Below are 18,591 nucleotides of genomic sequence, written 5' to 3' on the forward strand. Positions count from 1 at the left end.
GACTTACTTCCGGCTGCGGGGAGGACGGGGTTTGCCGCTCGGCTTGCCGCGACCGCCCGAGGGGCCGGCCGTGCGGGGCGAGGCGGGGCGCGGCGGACGCGGGGCGGCATCGTCGCGATTGGCGCGGTGCGCGGCGGCACGCGCGGCGCGGGCGGGCTTGGCGACGGTCGACGGGGTTTCTGTGCCGCGCTTGGGCTTGGCGTCGTAGAAGCGCTTCGGTTTTATCGGCGCGGGTTGCGTCGCGCGTTCCTCGGCAGGGCGGCTGTCGCGCGGGGACCAGGTGGCGTCGCGCTGCGGGCTTGTCCTGGCGGCGTTGGCGCGGCGCGGCGCGGGGCGCGGTTCGGCGAAGGCGGCCTTGTCGGCGCGGGCCGCGACTTCGCGGGTGATGCGGGGCTTCGCCGGTGCGCGCGGGCCCTTCGCCGCAGCCGGTGCCGCGCGGCTTTCGCGCGGCGGCGCGGGGGACGGGCCTTTCGCCCGCGCCGGTTGCGGCAGGTCGATGCGCGTGGGGTTCTTGCGGAAGCTGGCGACGTCGTGCCCACGAACCTCGCCGACCTGGCCGGGGCCGAGATCGCCGAGCACGAACGGGCCGTAGCGCGTGCGGATCAGCCGCGAGACCTTGAGGCCGAGATATTCGAGCACGCGGCGGACTTCGCGGTTCTTGCCCTCGGTCAGGATCATCTCGATCCAGACGTTCGCGCCGGTGCGGCGTTCGAGGTTGGCGTCGATCGAGCCGTAGCGCACACCCTCGATCTCGATGCCGTGGATCAGGTCTTCGAGCTGTTCCTGCGTGATCGGGCCGTAGGCGCGCGCGCGATAGGCGCGCTCGACGCCGGTCGCGGGCAGTTCGAGCTGGCGCTTCAGCTCGCCGTCGGTGGTGAGCAGCAGCAGTCCCTCGGTGGCGAGATCGAGCCGTCCGACGGGCACCACGCGCGGCAGATCCTTCGGCAGGCGATCGTAGATGGTCGGCCGCCCCGCCGGGTCGCGCTCGGTGACGAGCAGGCCGGGCGGCTTGTGATAGAGGAACAGGCGCGCGGGCGCGGGGGCTTCGACGGGGTTGCCGTCGACCGTCACGCCGTCGAGCGAGGGCAGGATCGTCGCGGGCGTATCGATCACCGTGCCGTTGAGCGCGACGCGCCCCTCGGCGATCATCCGCTCGACCTCGCGGCGCGAGGCGATGCCGGCGCGCGCGAGCAGCTTGGCGATGCGCTGCGTGTCTTTGGGGGCGGTGGGGGGCGGGGAAGGACGTTTCACCCGCACCTGATAGCGATTTTCGCTGTCCGCACCCGCAAAATTTCTTGCGCCCGATTTGTTGCCCGCGCGTTAAGGAACCGGACACGTAACGAAAGGCATCGGCAAACGATGTTCGGGCGCAAGAAACGACGGATCACGCGGCTCCTCATCGTAGAGGACGAACCGCTCGTGGCGTTCGATACCGAGCATTTCCTGCGTGATGCCGAATATGAGATCGTCGCGACGGTCGACCGTGTCGCCGATGCGCTGGCCGCGATCGGCGATGGCGCGGCGATCGATCTCGTGCTGGTCGACGTCAGCCTGTCGGATGGTAGCGGCGTGGATGTCGCCAAGGCGGCGCACGCGGCGAACATCCCCGTGCTGTTCGTGACCGGCCAGTGCCCCGAAGGCGGGCGCGCAGTGGCGAACGGGTGCCTCGCCAAGCCCTATGCGCAGCGCGATCTGCTCGCCGCGATCGGCGTGATCGAGGCGGTGCTGGACGGCAAGGCCACGCCGAAGCGACTTCCCGGCGGCCTCACGCTTTTCGCGGATGCCGCCTGAGCGCCACTGTTGCGGGAACATTGCGCGGACTCTAGGCTGGCGGCGTGCCGGGGCTGGAGTGACGGAATGGACGTGGTGGGGGAAAAGACCTGGTTCGACGGGATAAAACCCTATGTCGAGAAGGCACCGCTGGCCTCGCTGGCGCTGGGCGTATCGTCCGCCTTCCCGCTGACGATGATCAACAGCACGCTGGCGAGCCGGCTTGCGGAAGCCGGGATCGAGAAGAAGAGCGTCACCGCCTTCGCGCTGATCATCCTCGCCTATAATCTCAAGTTCCTGTGGGCGTGGATCGTCGAGGGGGTGAAGCTGCCGTTCCTGCACCGGCTTGGGCAGCGTGTGTCGTGGCTCATCGTCATCTCGGTGCTGGTGTGTCTTGCCGCGATCAACCTAGGGCTGGCCGATCCCAAGGTGTCGCTGGCGGGGACGGCGACGGCGGCGCTGCTGCTGGGGATCGCGGGAGCGACCTTCGACATCGTCATCGACGCATACCGGATCGAGCTGCTCGAACCGCGCCAGTTGGGTGTCGGCGCGGGCATGGGGCAATATGGCTGGCGGATCGGGTCCGCGCTGCTCGGCGGGCTCGCGCTGGTGACGGCGCAGCGCTACGGCTGGGCGACCGCCTATTTCGTGAGCGCGGCCTTCGCGCTGCCTGCGCTGGTGACGGCGCTGCTGATGGGCGAGCCCAAGCGGCACGTAGAGATCACGGCGAAGCGCCCCGGTGGCAATATCGGCAAGGCGCTGGTCGGGCCGTTCGTGGAATTCTTCCAGCGGCCGGGCGCGGTGATCGTGCTGCTGTTCATCGTCATCCACAAGATCGGCGATACGCTGGCGAACCTGACCTTTCGCATCCTGTTCAACGACCTCGGCTTCAGCAAGGACGAGATCGCGCTGTACGATGTCGGCGTCGGTTTCTGGGCATTGATGATCGGCGTGTTCGTGGGCGGCGTTCTCTATGCCAAGCTCGGCATGAAGCGGGCGGTGCTGATCAGCCTGGTGCTGATGGCGGTTTCCAACCTCAGCTTCGCAGGGCTGGCGGGGGCGGGCCACTCCAACCTCGGCATGGCGGCCGCGATCGGCTTCGAGAATTTCTCGAGCGGCGTCGGCGGCGTCGCGGTGACGGCGTATTTCTCGGCGCTGACCGACCTGCGCTTCACCGCCGCGCAATATGCGCTGATCTCGGCGGCATCGAGCATCTTCGGGCGGATCCTGTCGGGCACGATCGCGGGCGGCCTGGTCGAGCGGTTCGGCTTCGTGGACTTCTACCTGCTGACGACGGTGGCGGCGCTGCCCGGCGTGCTGCTGTTCTGGTGGATGCTGCGCGCAGGGATGGTCGACCGTTCGATCGGCGACGCGGGGACGCGCGATTCCGACGGGAGCGTCGATCCGGCATGATCCTCTATCTCGCCATGTTCGCGATCCAGGTCGCGTGCATCATCGACGTGATCCGCAACGGACGGAATCAGCTCTGGATCATGGCGCTGATGTTCCTGCCGGGCGCGAGCGCCTTCGCCTATGTGATCCTGGAGGTGCTCCCGCGCATCCAGAACAATCGCCACGTCCGCACCGCGCACGCCAAGGCGGTCGACGCGCTCAACCCGGAACGCGAGGTGAAGGCCGCGCGCCACGCGCTCGACATCGCCGACACCGCCGCCAACCGCCTGCGCATGGCCGACGCGCTGACCGCGCTGGGGCGGCATCCTGAAGCGCTGCCGTATTACCATGACGCGATCGAGCGCGGGCCGCTCGACATGCGCACCGGCGAGAAACTCGCGCGGTCACAGTTCGAAACGGGCGATGCGGCGACGGCGCTGGCAACGCTGGAGGCGAACCCGCCCGCCAGCGCGCAGAGCGACCGCGACCGGCAGGGCTTGTTGCGCGCCCGCATCCTCGACGCGCTGGGGCGCAAGGAAGAGGCGCTGGAAATCTACGCCGATCTCGTCACGCGCATGCCGGGCGAGGAGACACGCTGCCGCTATGCCGCGCTGCTGATCGAGCAGGGCTGGGACAAGAAAGCGCTCGGCGTGCTGGAGGAGGTCGAGGCGCGGATGAAGCTGCTAGACCGCCAGCAGCGCGCGGCCGAGGCCGATATGTACCGCTGGGCGATGGAGCGGCTGCGCGAGTTGCGGGGGAAATAGGTCGGGGTGGGCAGGCTTGGGGCGAGTGCTGTCCCTTCCTCACTCCAGCCCACCCCTGGCCCCTTCCGTGACCGGAAGGGATAAAGAAGACTTTAGCCCCGACCGATCGGCCGCCCCGCATCCGCGAACGCCGCGGCGACCGCGGTCGCGCTCGCCAGCACGCCATCGGCGCGGCGCACGCCGAGCAGATCGCCGAGCAACACCGCCGCGCTGTCGGGTTGCGTTTCGCAGCGCGCGAGGATCGTCACCAGCGTCCGTTCCGATGGGGTCATGCGGCCGCAGCACACGGGTGCGATGGCGATCGGCATGGTCGAGGCGGACGCGAGATCGGCCATCAACGCGCGGATCAGCGTCAGCGGGCGGCGGAAATCGCGGCCGAAACCGTGGACCAGCGCCTGCGCCGCGACCGCGTCGTTCAGCCCGTGCGCGCCGATCCGCCGCATCGCGAACAGGGCGAGCCGCGCATTGTCGCAGTCCGGCATGGGTGCGAGCGGGGCGTTGCTGGTCAGGGCGGCAATCGTCATCGGGGGCTCTCCTGTTGTCGAGTCCCTTGTCCGAAATCCGCTATTGATAGTCAATCGCAATAATATCAGTCGGGAATCTCGTCGTTCGCGCGGAGCACTTCGCCCGCCAGATAGAGCGAACCGAGGATGAGGACGATCGGCGGCTCGGCCTGATCGGCGATCTCGACGATGTCGGCGAGCGCGCCCGGCACGTCTGCGGCGGTGTGCGCGGCGATACCCAGCGCGCGGGCGGTGGCGGCGAGATCGGCGGGCGCGTGATGCGCGTGATCGGGCACCGGCACGGCATGGAGCGTGGTGGCGAGGCCCGCGAACGGCGCGAGGAGACCGGCGGGATCCTTGTTCGACAGCATGCCGAGGATGAGGTGAACCTCGCTGCGGCCGGTGCCGGGGTGCGCGATCTGTTCGAGCGTCGCGGCAATGGCACCGGCGGCGGCGGGATTGTGCCCGCCATCGAGCCAGAGCTGGCTGCCCGGCGGGAGCATCGCGGCGAGCGGGCCGGGCGCAAGATGCTGCATCCGCGCGGGCCAGGTCGTGCCGGTCGCCGCGGCGGTGAAGGACTGCGGCGGGATGGCGAGCGCGCTCTGGTGGCGCAGCATGGCGATGGCGAGCGCGAGGTTGCCGGGCTGATGCGGCCCGGCCATGCGCGGGAGCGGGGTTTCGACGGTGCCGCGTGCGTCCTCATATACGAGCGTCGCCCCGGCGGAGGCCGGGGCCGTTGCGTGTCGGGCACCTGGCTCGCCGTGTAACGTGGCGGCCCCGGCCCCCGCCGGGCCGACGATGTGGTGACGCCACTCGGTCCTCACTGCGCCTGCCTTCGCCGCGACTTCGGCGACGCGCGCGGCGATGTCGGGCGGGTATGCCATCGTCAGCAGCGGGACTCCCGGCTTGGCGATGCCCGCTTTCTCCCCCGCGATCTCCAGTGCGGTGTCGCCGAGGAAACTCTGGTGATCGATACCGAGCTGGGCGATGCCGGTGACGAGCGGCGCGGGGATCACATTGGTCGCGTCGAGCCGCCCGCCGAGGCCGACCTCGATCACGCAGGCGTCGGCGGGGGTGCGGGAGAAGGCGAGGAAGGCGGCGGCGGTCGTCACCTCGAAGAAGCTCGCGCCGATATCCCCGGCATGGTCGAGCACTTCCGAAAGCAGCGCGGCGAGCGTGTCGTCGTCGATCAACGTGCCCGCGATGCGGATGCGCTCGTTGAAGCGGACGAGGTGCGGGCTGGTGTAGACGTGGCACGTCAGCCCCGCCGCCTCGATCGCCGCGCGCAGGAAGGCGCAGGTCGAACCCTTGCCGTTGGTGCCCGCGACGTGCAGCACCGGCGGCAGGCGAAGGTGCGGATCGCCGAGCCGCGCAAGCAAGGCGGTGATGCGTTCCAGCCCGAGAATGTCCGCGCCTGGGGAGAGTGCCCACAACCGGTCGAGCTGCGCCTGCACGGCGGGAGCGGAGGAGGTGGCGGAGTCCATTCAGCTCCCCTCCCGCTCGCGGGAGGGGTTGGGGGAGGGCAGTGTCGCGAGCACCCGTTCGATTTCGGCGACCACGCCCTCCGTATTATGCAGAATGTCGTTGTTCCAGAAGCGCATGACGCGAAAACCTTGTGACTCGATAAAGGCCGTGCGGGCGGCGTCATCACTCACAGCAAGAGCGTGCTGCCCGCCATCGACTTCGATCACCAGCCCACCACTCCGCGAAACGAAATCGCAAATGAAAGGGCCAATCGGCACCTGACGGTTGAAGCGAACACCGGCGACCTTGCGCGCGCTGATAGCCCGCCAGAGACACTTTTCGGCCTCTGTCGGATTGGCGCGGAGAGCGCGAGCGGCGGTTCGTTGCTCCATTCCCTCCCCCAACCCCTCCCGCAAGCGGGAGGGGAGTTATTTCGGTGCCCTCTCCCCGGAGGGGAGAGGGCATTTTATACTTAAGCCGCCCGTTTCGCGCCGAGGAAATCGACGACGCTCGCCAGTGTCGCGCGCAGGTCTTTCCGGTGCTTCACCATGTCGATCATGCCGTGATCGAGCAGATATTCCGCGCGCTGGAAGCCCTCGGGCAATTTCTCGCGGATGGTCTGTTCGATCACGCGCTGGCCCGCGAAGCCGATCAGCGCGCCGGGCTCGGCGATCTGGACGTCGCCGAGCATCGCGTAGCTCGCCGTCACGCCGCCGGTCGTCGGATCGGTCAGCACCGCGATATAGGGCAGGCCCGCGTCATGGAGCAGCTGGATCGCCGCCGTGGTGCGCGGCATCTGCATCAGGCTGAGAATGCCTTCCTGCATGCGCGCGCCGCCGGCCGCGGTGAAGATGATGTACGGGCATTTCTCCGCGATCGCCGCCTCGACGCCGCGGATGAACGCCTCGCCCACGGCAAGCCCCATCGATCCGCCCATGAAGGCGAAATCCTGCACGGCGACGACGACCTTCAGCCCTTCGATCTTGCCCTTGGCGGTGATCAGCGCATCGGTCTCGTTGGTCGCGGCGCGCGCGGCCTTGATGCGATCGACGTAGCGCTTGCTGTCGCGGAACTTGAGCGGATCCTCGGGCACCTTGGGCACCGGCAGCAGGGTGTAGCCTGGATCGAGCGTATATTCGAAGCGCTGAGTCGGCCCGATCCGCTCATGATGCTGGCAATGCGGGCATACGTGGAGGTTCTCCTCCAGCTCCTTGACGAACACCATCTGCCCGCAACCCTTGCACTTGTGCCAGAGGTTGTCGGGCGTCTCCTTCTTGACGGGGACGACGAGCGAGAGCGCGTTGCGGACGTTGCTGAGCCAGCTCATGCGGCGATTTCCTGCCTGGCACCGCGAATGGCGGCGGATAAGGTTTCGATATAGGCGCGAACCGGGGCGGGCGCATCCTTGCCGTGCGCGCCGACCAGCTCGACGATGGCCGAGCCGACGACGACGCCGTCCGCGACGCGGGCGATGGCAGCCGCCTGTTCGGGCGTGCGCACGCCGAAGCCGACCGCGACGGGAATGTCGGTCGCGGCCTTGAGGCGCGCGACGGCATCCTCGATCGATGCCTGTGCGGCCTGCTGCTTGCCCGTGATGCCCGCAACCGAGACGTAGTAGAGAAAGCCGCTCGCGCCATCGAGGACGGCCGGCAGGCGCGCGGCGTCGGTAGTGGGGGTGGCGAGGCGGATCAGGTCGATCCCCGCGCTGCGCAGCGCGGGGCCGAGCGCGGCGTCCTCCTCGGGCGGGATGTCGACGCAGATGACGCCATCGACGCCCGCGTCCTTGGCGGCGGCGGCGAACCAGTCTGCCCCGCGGATCGTCATCGGGTTGGCATAGCCCATCAGGACGAGCGGCGTTTCGGGATGACGCGCGCGGAAGGCCTTGGCGATGCTCAGGATGTCGGCGGTGCGCGTGCCGGCACCGAGGCTGCGGATGTTCGCCGCCTGGATCGCGGGGCCGTCGGCCATCGGATCGGTGAAGGGCATGCCGAGCTCGATCACGTCGGCCCCGCCGGCGACGAGCGCGTCGAGAATGGCGGCGGTGTCAGCGGGAGTCGGGTCGCCCGCCGTGACGAAGGCGACGAGCGCGGGATGGGCTTTGGCGAAGGCGTTGGAGAGGCGGGTCATACGGCAGTCCGTCTTTGAACGATAAGTTGTGAGAGGGCGCCGATGGCGATGCCTGCTTGAACAGCCTCAACGAGTCGTGGGGCGTGCAAACTCCAAGCCGCGAAATTCAGCCCGTATTCGTTGAGTTGGCGGACCACAACTGCGATAGCCGCGCCCACGACCGCGGCAACTCCCACGTTGAGTAACCGGCGGGTTTGTCGGTTCACACATCTACCTCGTCACCCCGGACTTGTTCCGGGGTCCAAGGTGCCGCGTGCGAACCAGTCGCGGTTCTTGCGACGCGGTGGATGCCGGAACGGGTCCGGCATGACGAGTAGAGAGTGGCGGCGCGGGTCATCGCGCGCCTCTTAGGCGAAGTGGGACGCGATTGGAAAGCCGCGTCCTCAGCCTGCTTCGTCACCCCAGCGAAGGCTGGGGTCTTTGTGGGGCGGGCGTCACGCTCGCCCACGCGGAGATCCCGGCTTCCGCCGGGATGACGGAATGGAGATCAGGCCGCCTTGCGCTGGAACATGGTGATGCCGATCGCGGCACCCATGCCCATCGCCAGGGCCTGCATCAGATTCTCCGGCGATACTGCGCCTTCCAGCGGCTGATCGAGCGCGCCGGCGAACAGTACGCGCATCACGATGATCGTCGTCATGATCACCAGCATCGACGTGATGCCACGCCGGATCATCTCGTTGTTCAAACCGTTCATTCGCCACCCCCCGGTGAGCATTAACCAAATCAGATCGCCACACCCAATGCCTCGGCAACCGTGAAGATATCCTTATCGCCCCTGCCGCACAGGTTCGCCAAGATGATCTGGTCGCGCTTCATCTCGCGCGCGCGGCGGGCCACCGCAGCGATGGCGTGGGAGGGTTCCAGCGCGGGGATGATGCCCTCGGTCCGGCACAGCAACTGGAACGCATCGAGCGCCTCGGTGTCGGTCGCCGAAGTATATTCGACGCGGCCGATCGAATGCAGCCAGCTATGCTCCGGGCCGATGCCGGGATAGTCGAGCCCCGCCGAGATCGAATGCGCCTCGTCGATCTGGCCGTCCTCGTCCTGCAACAGATAGGTCTTGTTGCCGTGGAGGATGCCCGGCGCGCCGCCCGCGAGACTGGCGGCGTGCTGCTTGTCGAGGCCGTGGCCCGCCGCCTCGACGCCGAGCATCGCCACGTCGGCGTCGTCGAGGAAGGGGTGGAACAGCCCGATCGCGTTCGATCCGCCGCCGATCGCCGCGACCAGCAGATCGGGCAGGCGATCGATGCGGCTCAGCATCTGCGCGCGCGCCTCGCGGCCGATCACGCTCTGGAAATCGCGGACCAGCTCGGGGTACGGGTGCGGGCCCGCCGCCGTGCCGATGATGTAGAACGTGTCGTGGACGTTCGCGACCCAGTCGCGCATCGCCTCGTTCATCGCATCCTTGAGCGACTTCGACCCGCTCTCGCACGCGCGCACTTCCGCACCGAGCAGTTTCATGCGGAACACGTTGGGCTGCTGCCGCACGATGTCCTTGGCGCCCATGTAGATGACGCAGGGCAGGCCGAAGCGCGCGCAGACGGTCGCGGTGGCGACGCCGTGCTGGCCCGCGCCCGTCTCGGCGATGATGCGCGTCTTGCCCATCCGCATCGCCAGCAGGATCTGGCCGATGCAATTGTTGATCTTGTGCGCGCCGGTGTGATTGAGTTCGTCGCGCTTGAACCACACCTGCGCGCCCATGCCCTCGGGGGCGTTCTCGCGCAGCGCCTCGGTCAGGCGCTCGGCGTGATAGAGCGGGCTGGGGCGACCGACATAATGTTCGAGCAGATCCTCGAACTCGGCCTGGAACGCCGGGTCCGCCTTCGCCGCCTGCCACGCTTTGTCGAGATCGAGGATCAGCGGCATCAACGTCTCGGCGACGTAACGTCCGCCGAAGGGCCCGAAATGCCCGGTCTCGTCGGGCTGGGCGCGGAAGGAGTTGGGAGCGTTCATGGGGTGGGCTTTAGCACTCCTCTGCGATCATCCAACCCCACCCGTTCGCCCTGAGCGAAGTCGAAGGGCATGTCACGAGCGCTGCGTTTGCGGCACGTGCTTCGACTTCGCTCAGCACGAACGGTTAGAGGGAGGCGACCGCCGCCAGAAACGCCGCGATCTTGCCCGCGTCCTTGATGCCGGGCGATATCTCCACGCCGGACGACACGTCGACCAGAGTCGCCCCCGTCCGCGTCACCGCCTCGCGCAGATTGACCGGATCGAGCCCGCCAGACAGCGCCCAGGGCAGGGGATGGCGGAAGCCCTCGAGCAGCGTCCAGTCGAAGCGCACGCCCATCCCGCCGGGCAATGCCGCGCCGGGCGGCGTCTTGGCGTCATAGAGGATGCGATCGGCCGCGCCCGCGAAGGTGACGGCTGCGGCGAGGTCGGCGGCGGTGCGCACCGCGACGGCCGCCCAGATCTCGCGGCCGGTCTTAGCCTTGATCGCGGCGGCGCGTGCCGGGGCGGTGTCGTGGAGCTGCAGCGCATCGAGCAGGCCAGCGTCGAGCGCCGATTCGACTGTCGCATCATCGGGATCGACGAACACGCCAACACGGCGGACATGGCCGGGCACGCGCGCGGCGAGTTGCGCGGCACGCTCCCGCGACAGGTTGCGCGGGGAGGGCGGGAAGAACACGAAGCCGACATGGCTCGCGCTGCCGGCGATGGCGGCGTCGAGCGTTTCGGGTGTGCTGAGGCCGCAGATTTTGGCTGTCACTGGCATGGCGTCTCATCATCAGACGACGCGGCCATGTCCATCCCCAATCGTCACCCCAGCGCAAGCTGGGGTCTTATGGGGGCGGGTGCTGCGTTCTCCTCCTCGCGACCCCAGCTTGCACTGGGGTGACGGTCATCGGAGGGGTGACGGTTGCGCGAGGCGCTTCGCCAGCACCGTCATGAACAACGGCGGATCGAGCGGGATCGGGAAATCGCGGCGCTCGCCGGTCTGCGCATAGCCGCGGCGTTCGTAATAGGCGATCAGCTCGGCGCGCTGCTCGATCACGGTCATCTCGATGCCCATCGCGGCGAAGCTATCGCGGGCGAGATCCTCGGCGGCGGTGATGAGCTGACGGCCCAGCCCGCCGGCCTGCAAGAGCGGATCGATGCACAGCAGGCCGAGATAGGCGATGCCGCTGCCCTTGTCGCTCACCTGAACGCAGCCGATCGGGGTATCGCCGTGGAGCGCGACGATGAGCCGCGTCGTCGGGTCGGCGAGGATGCCCTCCAGCGTCGCCATGTCGGTGCGCGTGCCTTCGGCGATGATGTCGGCCTCGTGCGTCCAGCCCGCGCGGGCGGAATCGCCGCGATAGGCGCGCTCGATGACCGGGTGAAGCCGCTCGAGATCGGCCGCGACGGCGAGGCGGGAGGTCGTCAGCCTCATACGTGGCCGTTGAACGCGACGTGCGTGAACGTCTTGGCCGCCACGTCATATTCCGCGCCGAAGAACGCCTCGCCCCCGTCGCAGACGATGATGGGCTCGCGGCGCCAGCGGCCATCGTCGCCACCCGCGCCCTTGGGCACGAAATTGCCATAGATCAGCCGCTTCCCGCCGCGCACGATGCCAACATATTGCCGGATCCAGCCATGCGGCGCGGAGGCGAAGGCGGGCCGGTGCCTGATCTGCTCGGTCAGCACCGTGGGCAGCGCCGCCTCCATCGCCATGATGTCGCCCGCCAGCGGCGTCCACCCCGCTTCGCCGACCGGCGGCGTATCGCGAGAGCATTGGTGCAACAGCGTCGCGACCTTGCTGCGGTCGAACACGACGTAATCGCCATCGGCTGCGAGGGCGGGCGTCGCGGCGAACACCGCGAGCAACAGGATCAGGCGCTTCATCGGGAAATCTCCTCGCTCACCTGCCACAATACGCCGGCGGGATCGAACAGGAAGCCGACGCGCAGGCCCCAGGGCTGGACCTTCGGCGCGCGCGGTTTCTGGACGTGGAAGCGCGTGGTCAGCCCCTCCGTGCGCGTCCACCAGCCGTCGAGGTCGCGCACGAACAACTGCAGCATCATGTTCTCCGCCCATTCCTTGACGTAGAATTTCTGCAGCAGAAACCCCGCGCCCTCGAAATCGAGGATCGCGAGGTCGTCGTCCTGCCAGTCGATCGTGAAGCCGATCGCTTCGTAGAACGCCTTCGACACCGCGAAATCCTTCGCGGGCAGGAACGGGCGGATCATCGCGCTCACTGGTTGGGCGCGACCCAATTGTTGGCGGAGATGAAGCGGTCGTCGATCCGGTAGTTCCCGCCCGGGCAGAAACGCTTCGTCGCGGGCGAGCCGGTAAGGACCAGCTCCGTCAGCGCGCCGCTCTTGTCGTATTTGAAGGTGAAATCGACCGTGTCCGCGCCGCTCGTCCAGCGTGCGCTGGTCGGGCCGGTGATCGTCGCGACGAGCGAATCGCCGTCGTTCTTGGGCAGCATGCAGTAATTCTTGCTGTCGTCATCGACGCTGCTGCGGCGCAGGCTGAACAGGAATTCGCGCGCGTTGCGATGCTCGACATGCAGATAGGCGATATCGGCAGTCTTGTAGTTCGCCTCGAAATCCTCGGTCTCGAAACCCTGGAGGTTCGTCAACTGGCCCTCGTAATCCTCCTCGACCTTCTTCGCGTCGCAGGTCTTGGCGCAGCTCCGGCGCATCAGCGCCTGCCAGTCGCGCTGCTGGCCACGGAAGTTTCCCTTGTCGAACAGGACGGACAGCCGCTCGCGGTAGAGGGCGGCGACGTCGGCGTCGAGTTTCGACAGCTTCGGGCTCGCGCAGATCGTCTTTTCGAGCGGATGGCTGGCCTTGGCGCAATCGAAGCTCGGACCCCCGGCAGCGGCGGCAAGAAGCAGAAGCGTGATCATATCCATCCCCCCGGATTGTCTGGTTAGAGCGTCGCCTCGATGGCCCTTGCGGCGGTATCGGGATCCTCCGCGCCGGTGATCGGGCGGCCGATGACGAGGATCGAGGCACCCGCGTCGAGCGCGGCGCGCGGCGTGACGATGCGCTTCTGGTCGCCCACTTCGCCGTTGGGCGGGCGCACGCCGGGGACGACGAAGAAGCCCTTGGGCCACAATTTGTGCGCCGCGCCGACCTCCTCGCCCGAGCAGACGATGCCGTCGACGCCGGAGGTCATCGCCAGCTCGGTCAGGCGCAGCACCTGCTCGTGCGGGTCGCCATTGACGCCGATCGACTTGAGGTCGCTGCCGTCGAGGCTGGTGAGCGTCGTCACCGCGACCACCTTGGTGCCGAGCGGGGCGGCCGCCTTGGCATCCTCCAGCATGGCGCGGCCGCCGGCGGCATGGACGGTCAGGATCGCCGGCTCGAGCCCGCGCAGCGCCATGATCGCCTTGGCGACGGTGTTGGGGATGTCGTGGAACTTGAGGTCGAGGAAGATCGGCAGGCCGAGATCGTGCATCTCGTGAACCCCCGACCGCCCGTTCGCCATGAAGAATTCGAGCCCGAGCTTGATGCCGCCGACATGATGGCGGACGCGCGCGGCAAGCGTCTTGGCGCGCTCCAGATCGGGCGTGTCGAGCGCCACGTAGATGCGGTTGCTCACAGCGTCGCCCCGGGCAGGAGCGGCGCGGGTGTGGGTGCCGCGACGACGGGGCCGTCGGGCTCCAGCACGGGCGGTGGCGGCGGGGTCAGCGCCTCGCGCAGCGTCGCGATCGTGCGCTCGGCATTGGCGAGCTTGCCGCGCAGCCGCCACCGCGCGGCCTGATGGAACAGTAGCATCGGCAGCAACCCGATGAGGAAGGTGATGAGCAGCAGCAGCGGCAAATTCACCTCGGCGACGAGATTGCCCCACAGCGCGATCCGCACCGTCGTCCAGTTGGCGAAGGTGAACAACGCCCCGACGCAGGTGAGAAGGCACCAGAAGAGGATTTTCAGGAACTGCATGGCGACGAGGCTAACGCGGACCAAGCCGTCATGCCAGCGAAAGCTGGCATCTCGGGGTTTCGGTCGCGCCAATTGCCACGAGACCCCAGCGTTCGCTGGGGTGACGAATGTGGCGTGCGCTACCCGATCTCCAGCCGCAGGCTCGCGATCAGCGGGGCGATTCCCGTCAGCCGCGCTTCCTCCTCGTCCAGGATCGCGTGGAACGCCGCGCGCTTGATCGCGGCGACGCGGCCGGGCTTCAGCCGCGCCTTGCCGTCGAGCGTGGACACGGTGATGTCGATCATCCGCTCCGCTCCGTGCAGACGGCCCCACAGATAGTCGTTCTCGCGATACGCGCGGCTGAAGAACGCGCCGAAGGTGTTGAACTGCACGCCCTTCAGCGTCGCCTCCGCGACGCCGCTGCGGATGCCCGTTGCGTCGTCGGGCGCGATGCGATCGACCTTGATCGGATCGAACTCGTCGAGGCCCTCGCCCTGCAGCAGCGGCAGCGTGGCGACGTCGAAGAACGGGAAGCCGAGATAGGCGAGCAGCAACGGCCGCTTCACCTCGCGGCTGGCATTGCCGAGCGCCTCGGCCAGCCGCGCGTCGGTATCGGTATCGAGCGTCTTCAGGTTCAGCGATTCGGCGAGCGCGTCGAGCAGCGGCCCCGCGTCGCCGCGCAGCAATCGCACCTCCTTGCGCAGATGCGCGTGATGCTCGGTGCGCTGGCAATCGAGATAGTCGGCGAGGCTGGCATAGACGGCCTCGCGCACCGCGATCAGCGTGGTGTCGGTCGTGTCGGCCTCCATCGCCGATACGCGCCGCGCGAGCAGGCGCAGGCGGCGGATGCGAAAGCCGAGGTCGAAGGTGCGCAGGAACGCGATCGTCTCCGCGCTCGCCCCGCTGGCGAAGGTGGTGGCGACGTCGAAGCCGCGCCCGCGCACCGCCGCGACGATATCGGCGCGGATGCGCGTCCAGCGGTGCGGTTCGGGCTCGCCGCCGGCGTGGCAGAGCAGCGACACGATCGTCTCGATCACGCCCGATATCTTGAGGTGGCCGTATGCCGCATAGCCGTAGCCCGCTTCCTTGGCGGCGGCGGATTGCGCGCGGGTGCGCCACGCGGCGAGGCGCTGCGGCGTCGGATAGTCGAGGAACAAGGTGTAGCCGAACAGCGCCTCGATCTGGCGTTCGACCTCGGGACGGATCGCCTCGGTGATCGCGCGCATCCGCTCGATCCGGCGTGAGCGTTCGGCGATCTCGTCGAGATTGTCGCGGATCGGCTGCTGGCGCGGCAGTTCGGAGACCGCGCCGATGATCGTCTGGAAGAAACCGGGCGGCTTGGTGCCGCTGCCGCCGAAGCTGAAGTTCAGCCCCGGAAACGGATCGATATAGACGAAGCGGCGGTCGACCTGGCGGCGCGCGGGGCGTTCGCGCAAAGCCTCGATGGCAGGGCGGAACGGCGCGTTTGCGAGCACCGATCCGTCGATCAGCACCGCGCTCTCGGCGGCATTGGCGGCGGCCTGCCGCGGCAGCACGCGGGCGATGAAATCGGCGCGGCTGGGCCAGCTCACCGCGCGGTCGGCCAGCACGCGGTCGAGCTCCCCCAGCATGAAGGGCGGGAAGGCGCCGGGGAAGCTCGACGTCGAGCGGGCCGCGAAGGCGAGCTCGGCGGTGTGCGCGAGGCTGTCGACCGCCAGACCGTGATCGGTGAAGGGCACGACGAGGCGATGTTCGGTCTCGACCACTTCGGGCGGCGAATTGAGCGTCAGGCGCTCGGGATGGCCGCGGAAATCGGTGACGGTGACGAACAGGTCGAGCGGCTGGCCCTCCGGCAGCAGGCGGGGGCCGCGCGGCGCGACCGTCATCGCATCGAATGCATCGATGATGAGATTGAGAAAGCGCTCGCCCCCGAACGGCGGCTCGAACCAGCGCGAGCGGATGAAGTGCGACAGCTTCGCGCGCACCTCGTCGCGCGCGCCCGCCTCCACCGCTTCATCGACGGTGCTGCCGCTTTGCTGCGCAGCATACCAGACGATCGGGAAGGCCCACATCTTCGAGAAGCGCGATCCCGGCGCCTGCTTGGGATCGACCAGGGCTTCGATATCGGCGGTGTCGAGCCACAGGTCGGTCAGCGGATCGAGCGACTGGCCGGTGCTGATCGCCTGCGCGAGGAAGATCGCGTTGATGCCCCCCGCGCTCGCGCCTGCGAGGATATCGACCAGCGCGCGCAGCCGCACACCGGTCTCGTCGGCGATCTCGGCGAGCAGGGCGTGATAGACGCTCTCGCTGCCCGGAGACGGCGTGGTGCCGGCATGGAAGCCCTGGCTCGCGCGGGCGAGGCGCCAGATCTCCTTGGTGATGCCGTGCATATAGACCGCCAGGCTGATGCCGCCGTAGCAGACGAGCGCGAGGCGAAGCTCCTTCTCGCGCAAGGGTTATGCACTCCCTCCGTTCGCCCTGAGCTTGTCGAAGGGCTGTCCTTCTTTTCGATCGTCGAAAGAAGAACAGTGCTTCGACAAGCTCAGCACGAACGGTTTAGGGGCGATTGTCACGCCTCCTCCAGCACCGCCCATACGGGCAGGTGATCGGACGCGCGTCGCGCCGTTGCGCTCGCATGGACGCCGCATTCCACCACGCGCAGTTCGCGGCTGACCATGATGCGGTCGAGCCGGCCGATCGGGCGGCGCGCGTGAAAGCTCGGGGGCGTGGGGGCGCTGGGATAATGCTGGCCGAAATCGCGCAGGCACCCGCCGTTCGCGCTCCATTCGTTGAGATCGCCCATCAGCACCGCCGGTATTTTCCGCACGCTCGATTCGACATGCGCGAGGATCGTGTGCGCCTGCCGCCTGCGCCAAAGTCCCGACAGATCGAGATGCATTCCGACGATCCGCACCAGCGACCCGCCGACGCGGATATCGGCGGAGACCGCGCCGCGCGGCTCCAGCGCGGGCAGGTGGATCGTCTCGTGATCGATCACCTGCGCGTCCTTGCGCACGAGGATGGCGTTGCCGTGCCAGCCCATCGTGCCGTCGTGCCGCCCGAAGGTGACGGCGCGAAACGGCGAATGCTCCTCGATCTGGTGATGCGGGATGATCCGCGCCTTCGCGCCGAAGCGGCGGTCGCATTCCTGCAGTGCGACGATATCGGCATCGACCTCGCACAGCACGTCGAGGATGCGGCGCGGATCGCGCCTGCGGTCGAGCCCGATGCCCTTGTGGATATTGTAGCTGGCGACCTTGAACATGTGCGTCGCGCGGTAACGCTCCGGGCCGAAGGATGGTGCCGAGAGCACCGGGGCATCGGATTGCGCCGCGCTGTTCGTCGGGTCAAGAGGTCCGGGAGCGCAGCGCCGCGTTCAGCGCATCCCGGTCGAGTACGCCCTCCCAGCGCGAGACGACGATCGTCGCCACCGCGTTGCCGATGAAGTTGGTGAGACTGCGACATTCGCTCATGAAGCGGTCGACGCCGAGGATCAGCGCCATGCCCGCCACCGGCACCGAGGGCACGATCGACAGCGTCGCCGCCAGCGTGACGAAGCCCGCGCCGGTCACGCCCGCCGCGCCCTTGGAGGAGAACATCGCCACCGCCAGCAGCAGCACCTGCTGCTCCAGGCTGAGCTGCACGTTGGTCGCCTGCGCGATGAACAGCGCCGCCAGCGTCATGTAGATGTTGGTACCGTCGAGGTTGAAGGAATAGCCGGTCGGCACGACGATGCCGACGACCGACTTCGGGCAGCCCGCCGCCTCCATCTTGGTGATGAGCGCGGGCAGCGCGCTTTCCGACGAGGAAGTGCCGAGCACCAGCAGCAGTTCGGCCTTGAGGTACACGAGCAGCCGCAGCACGGAAAAGCCGCAGGCCCAGCCGACGAGGCCGAGCACCACCACCACGAAGAAGATCGACGTCAGGTAGAAGGTCGCGACCAGCGCCGCGAGGTTGGCGAGCGTGCCGACCCCGTACGCGCCGATCGTGAAGGCCATCGCCCCGAACGCGCCGACGGGGGCGGCCTTCATCAGGATCGCGACGACGCGGAACACCGCCGCCGATACGTCGTCGAGCAGCGCCGCGACCCGCTCCCCGCGCTCGCCGATCAGGACGAGGCCGATGCCGAACAGCACGGCCACGAACAACGTCTGCAGGATGTTGCCCTGCACGATGCCCGACAGGAAGCTCTCGGGAATGATGCCGAGCAGGAAGCCGATCAGCGTGGTCTCGTGCGCCTTCTCGGCATAGCCGCTGACCTTGCTGACATCGAGCGTGGCGGGATCGATGTTCAGCCCAGCGCCGGGCCGCACGACGTTGGCGACGACCAGCCCGACGATCAGCGCCAGCGTGGAGAAGGTGAGGAAATATCCGAACGCCTTCGCCGCCACGCGCCCGGTCGAGGCGAGATCGCGCACCCCCGCGATCCCGCCGACGATGGTCAGGAAGATGACCGGCGCGATGATCATCTTCACCAGCTTGATGAAGGCGTCGCCGAGCGGCTTGAACGCCTTGCCGATATCGGGCCAGAAATGCCCGAGGATCACGCCCAAGGTGATCGCCACCAGCACCTGCACGTAGAGATGCGCGTACCAGGGGTGCGGCGCGGCCGGTGCGGCATCGGCGGAGGGGATCTTCAGGCTCATCTCCTTCAGGTGATCGGGGAGATTCGCCGGGTTGGCAAGTTCGGGCGGCGCGATCTTTTCGGGCTACGCACGTCGCGTCGACGCGCTAAGA

21 protein-coding genes are annotated in these 18,591 nt (G+C 68.1%); 3 read left to right on the plus strand and 18 right to left on the minus strand.

The window, feature by feature from the left end:
* Positions 1 to 3: 3 nt before the first annotated feature.
* A complete protein-coding gene (locus Q5H94_RS09870; protein WP_304561099.1) occupies positions 4 to 1,251 on the minus strand; it encodes a pseudouridine synthase in 1,248 nt (415 codons plus the stop codon).
* A 108-nt stretch (positions 1,252 to 1,359) separates the two neighbouring features.
* Between Q5H94_RS09870 and Q5H94_RS09875 the strand changes: the two genes are divergently transcribed.
* The 3 genes from Q5H94_RS09875 to Q5H94_RS09885 all read left to right on the plus strand — a co-directional run bounded on the left by Q5H94_RS09875 (position 1,360) and on the right by Q5H94_RS09885 (position 3,926).
* On the plus strand, positions 1,360 to 1,791 hold the full coding sequence (locus Q5H94_RS09875; protein ID WP_304561100.1) for a response regulator: 432 nt from the start codon (positions 1,360 to 1,362) through the stop codon (positions 1,789 to 1,791).
* A 66-nt stretch (positions 1,792 to 1,857) separates the two neighbouring features.
* Complete coding sequence (locus Q5H94_RS09880; RefSeq protein WP_304561101.1) at positions 1,858 to 3,183, plus strand: AmpG family muropeptide MFS transporter; 1,326 nt, start codon at positions 1,858 to 1,860, stop codon at positions 3,181 to 3,183.
* Positions 3,180 to 3,926, plus strand: coding sequence for a tetratricopeptide repeat protein (locus Q5H94_RS09885; RefSeq protein WP_304561102.1), 747 nt, complete (start codon positions 3,180 to 3,182; stop codon positions 3,924 to 3,926). The genes Q5H94_RS09880 and Q5H94_RS09885 overlap by 4 nt, the downstream gene beginning before the upstream one ends.
* A gap of 92 nt (positions 3,927 to 4,018) precedes the next feature.
* Here the strand turns inward: Q5H94_RS09885 and Q5H94_RS09890 are convergent, their stop codons facing one another.
* The 17 genes from Q5H94_RS09890 to dctA all read right to left on the minus strand — a co-directional run bounded on the left by Q5H94_RS09890 (position 4,019) and on the right by dctA (position 18,500).
* Positions 4,019 to 4,450, minus strand: a complete 432-nt coding sequence (locus tag Q5H94_RS09890; RefSeq protein ID WP_304561103.1) for a DUF6628 family protein — start codon at positions 4,448 to 4,450, stop codon at positions 4,019 to 4,021.
* A gap of 65 nt (positions 4,451 to 4,515) precedes the next feature.
* Positions 4,516 to 5,913 (minus strand): bifunctional folylpolyglutamate synthase/dihydrofolate synthase, encoded by a 1,398-nt coding sequence (locus tag Q5H94_RS09895; RefSeq protein ID WP_304561104.1) that lies wholly within the window; start codon positions 5,911 to 5,913, stop codon positions 4,516 to 4,518.
* Positions 5,914 to 6,285: an endonuclease domain-containing protein gene (locus tag Q5H94_RS09900; protein WP_304561105.1), complete on the minus strand. Its 372-nt coding sequence runs from the start codon at positions 6,283 to 6,285 to the stop codon at positions 5,914 to 5,916.
* Positions 6,286 to 6,365: 80 nt separating this feature from the next.
* Positions 6,366 to 7,220, minus strand: coding sequence for an acetyl-CoA carboxylase, carboxyltransferase subunit beta (gene accD / locus Q5H94_RS09905; protein WP_304561106.1), 855 nt, complete (start codon positions 7,218 to 7,220; stop codon positions 6,366 to 6,368).
* Entirely contained in the window at positions 7,217 to 8,020 is an 804-nt protein-coding gene (trpA, locus tag Q5H94_RS09910; RefSeq protein WP_304561107.1) for a tryptophan synthase subunit alpha, read from the minus strand. The genes accD and trpA overlap by 4 nt, the downstream gene beginning before the upstream one ends.
* A 487-nt stretch (positions 8,021 to 8,507) precedes the next feature.
* Positions 8,508 to 8,717, minus strand: a complete 210-nt coding sequence (locus Q5H94_RS09915) for a hypothetical protein (protein ID WP_304561108.1) — start codon at positions 8,715 to 8,717, stop codon at positions 8,508 to 8,510.
* Between the two features lie 29 nt (positions 8,718 to 8,746).
* On the minus strand, positions 8,747 to 9,976 hold the full coding sequence (gene trpB / locus Q5H94_RS09920) for a tryptophan synthase subunit beta (RefSeq protein ID WP_304561109.1): 1,230 nt from the start codon (positions 9,974 to 9,976) through the stop codon (positions 8,747 to 8,749).
* 124 nt (positions 9,977 to 10,100) lie between these two features.
* On the minus strand, positions 10,101 to 10,739 hold the full coding sequence (locus tag Q5H94_RS09925; protein ID WP_304561110.1) for a phosphoribosylanthranilate isomerase: 639 nt from the start codon (positions 10,737 to 10,739) through the stop codon (positions 10,101 to 10,103).
* A gap of 126 nt (positions 10,740 to 10,865) precedes the next feature.
* Positions 10,866 to 11,396, minus strand: a complete 531-nt coding sequence (locus tag Q5H94_RS09930; protein WP_304561111.1) for a GNAT family N-acetyltransferase — start codon at positions 11,394 to 11,396, stop codon at positions 10,866 to 10,868.
* Positions 11,393 to 11,848 carry a phospholipase D-like domain-containing protein gene (locus Q5H94_RS09935; protein WP_304561112.1) on the minus strand — a complete coding sequence of 152 codons (456 nt, stop codon included), beginning with the start codon at positions 11,846 to 11,848 and terminating at the stop codon, positions 11,393 to 11,395. Before Q5H94_RS09935 ends, Q5H94_RS09930 begins: the two co-directional genes overlap by 4 nt.
* Entirely contained in the window at positions 11,845 to 12,192 is a 348-nt protein-coding gene (locus Q5H94_RS09940; protein WP_304561316.1) for a VOC family protein, read from the minus strand. Before Q5H94_RS09940 ends, Q5H94_RS09935 begins: the two co-directional genes overlap by 4 nt.
* 5 nt (positions 12,193 to 12,197) lie before the next feature.
* Positions 12,198 to 12,857 carry a lysozyme inhibitor LprI family protein gene (locus tag Q5H94_RS09945; protein WP_304561113.1) on the minus strand — a complete coding sequence of 220 codons (660 nt, stop codon included), beginning with the start codon at positions 12,855 to 12,857 and terminating at the stop codon, positions 12,198 to 12,200.
* Positions 12,858 to 12,880: 23 nt separating this feature from the next.
* Positions 12,881 to 13,555, minus strand: coding sequence for an orotidine-5'-phosphate decarboxylase (pyrF, locus tag Q5H94_RS09950; RefSeq protein ID WP_304561114.1), 675 nt, complete (start codon positions 13,553 to 13,555; stop codon positions 12,881 to 12,883).
* The gene (locus tag Q5H94_RS09955; protein ID WP_304561115.1) at positions 13,552 to 13,920 is read right to left on the minus strand and encodes a lipopolysaccharide assembly protein LapA domain-containing protein; all 369 of its coding nucleotides are present in this window, start codon (positions 13,918 to 13,920) and stop codon (positions 13,552 to 13,554) included. Before Q5H94_RS09955 ends, pyrF begins: the two co-directional genes overlap by 4 nt.
* A gap of 95 nt (positions 13,921 to 14,015) precedes the next feature.
* Entirely contained in the window at positions 14,016 to 16,307 is a 2,292-nt protein-coding gene (locus tag Q5H94_RS09960; protein ID WP_304561116.1) for a patatin-like protein, read from the minus strand.
* A gap of 116 nt (positions 16,308 to 16,423) precedes the next feature.
* Positions 16,424 to 17,119 (minus strand): endonuclease/exonuclease/phosphatase family protein, encoded by a 696-nt coding sequence (locus Q5H94_RS09965; protein ID WP_304561117.1) that lies wholly within the window; start codon positions 17,117 to 17,119, stop codon positions 16,424 to 16,426.
* An 82-nt stretch (positions 17,120 to 17,201) separates the two neighbouring features.
* Positions 17,202 to 18,500 (minus strand): C4-dicarboxylate transporter DctA, encoded by a 1,299-nt coding sequence (gene dctA, locus Q5H94_RS09970; protein WP_304561118.1) that lies wholly within the window; start codon positions 18,498 to 18,500, stop codon positions 17,202 to 17,204.
* Positions 18,501 to 18,591: the final 91 nt, after the last annotated feature.

Source organism: Sphingomonas immobilis (assembly GCF_030580995.1).
GTDB lineage: Bacteria > Pseudomonadota > Alphaproteobacteria > Sphingomonadales > Sphingomonadaceae > Sphingomonas > Sphingomonas immobilis.

Coding starts and splice junctions, on each gene's coding strand:
- Q5H94_RS09875 (WP_304561100.1), top strand. CDS start 1,360: ATGTTCGGGCGCAAGAAACGACGGATCACGCGGCTCCTCATCGTAGAG.
- Q5H94_RS09880 (WP_304561101.1), top strand. CDS start 1,858: ATGGACGTGGTGGGGGAAAAGACCTGGTTCGACGGGATAAAACCCTAT.
- Q5H94_RS09885 (WP_304561102.1), top strand. CDS start 3,180: ATGATCCTCTATCTCGCCATGTTCGCGATCCAGGTCGCGTGCATCATC.
- Q5H94_RS09890 (WP_304561103.1), bottom strand. CDS start 4,450: ATGACGATTGCCGCCCTGACCAGCAACGCCCCGCTCGCACCCATGCCG.
- Q5H94_RS09895 (WP_304561104.1), bottom strand. CDS start 5,913: ATGGACTCCGCCACCTCCTCCGCTCCCGCCGTGCAGGCGCAGCTCGAC.
- Q5H94_RS09900 (WP_304561105.1), bottom strand. CDS start 6,285: ATGGAGCAACGAACCGCCGCTCGCGCTCTCCGCGCCAATCCGACAGAG.
- accD (WP_304561106.1), bottom strand. CDS start 7,220: ATGAGCTGGCTCAGCAACGTCCGCAACGCGCTCTCGCTCGTCGTCCCC.
- trpA (WP_304561107.1), bottom strand. CDS start 8,020: ATGACCCGCCTCTCCAACGCCTTCGCCAAAGCCCATCCCGCGCTCGTC.
- Q5H94_RS09915 (WP_304561108.1), bottom strand. CDS start 8,717: ATGAACGGTTTGAACAACGAGATGATCCGGCGTGGCATCACGTCGATG.
- trpB (WP_304561109.1), bottom strand. CDS start 9,976: ATGAACGCTCCCAACTCCTTCCGCGCCCAGCCCGACGAGACCGGGCAT.
- Q5H94_RS09925 (WP_304561110.1), bottom strand. CDS start 10,739: ATGCCAGTGACAGCCAAAATCTGCGGCCTCAGCACACCCGAAACGCTC.
- Q5H94_RS09930 (WP_304561111.1), bottom strand. CDS start 11,396: ATGAGGCTGACGACCTCCCGCCTCGCCGTCGCGGCCGATCTCGAGCGG.
- Q5H94_RS09935 (WP_304561112.1), bottom strand. CDS start 11,848: ATGAAGCGCCTGATCCTGTTGCTCGCGGTGTTCGCCGCGACGCCCGCC.
- Q5H94_RS09940 (WP_304561316.1), bottom strand. CDS start 12,192: ATGATCCGCCCGTTCCTGCCCGCGAAGGATTTCGCGGTGTCGAAGGCG.
- Q5H94_RS09945 (WP_304561113.1), bottom strand. CDS start 12,857: ATGATCACGCTTCTGCTTCTTGCCGCCGCTGCCGGGGGTCCGAGCTTC.
- Q5H94_RS09965 (WP_304561117.1), bottom strand. CDS start 17,119: ATGTTCAAGGTCGCCAGCTACAATATCCACAAGGGCATCGGGCTCGAC.
- dctA (WP_304561118.1), bottom strand. CDS start 18,500: ATGAGCCTGAAGATCCCCTCCGCCGATGCCGCACCGGCCGCGCCGCAC.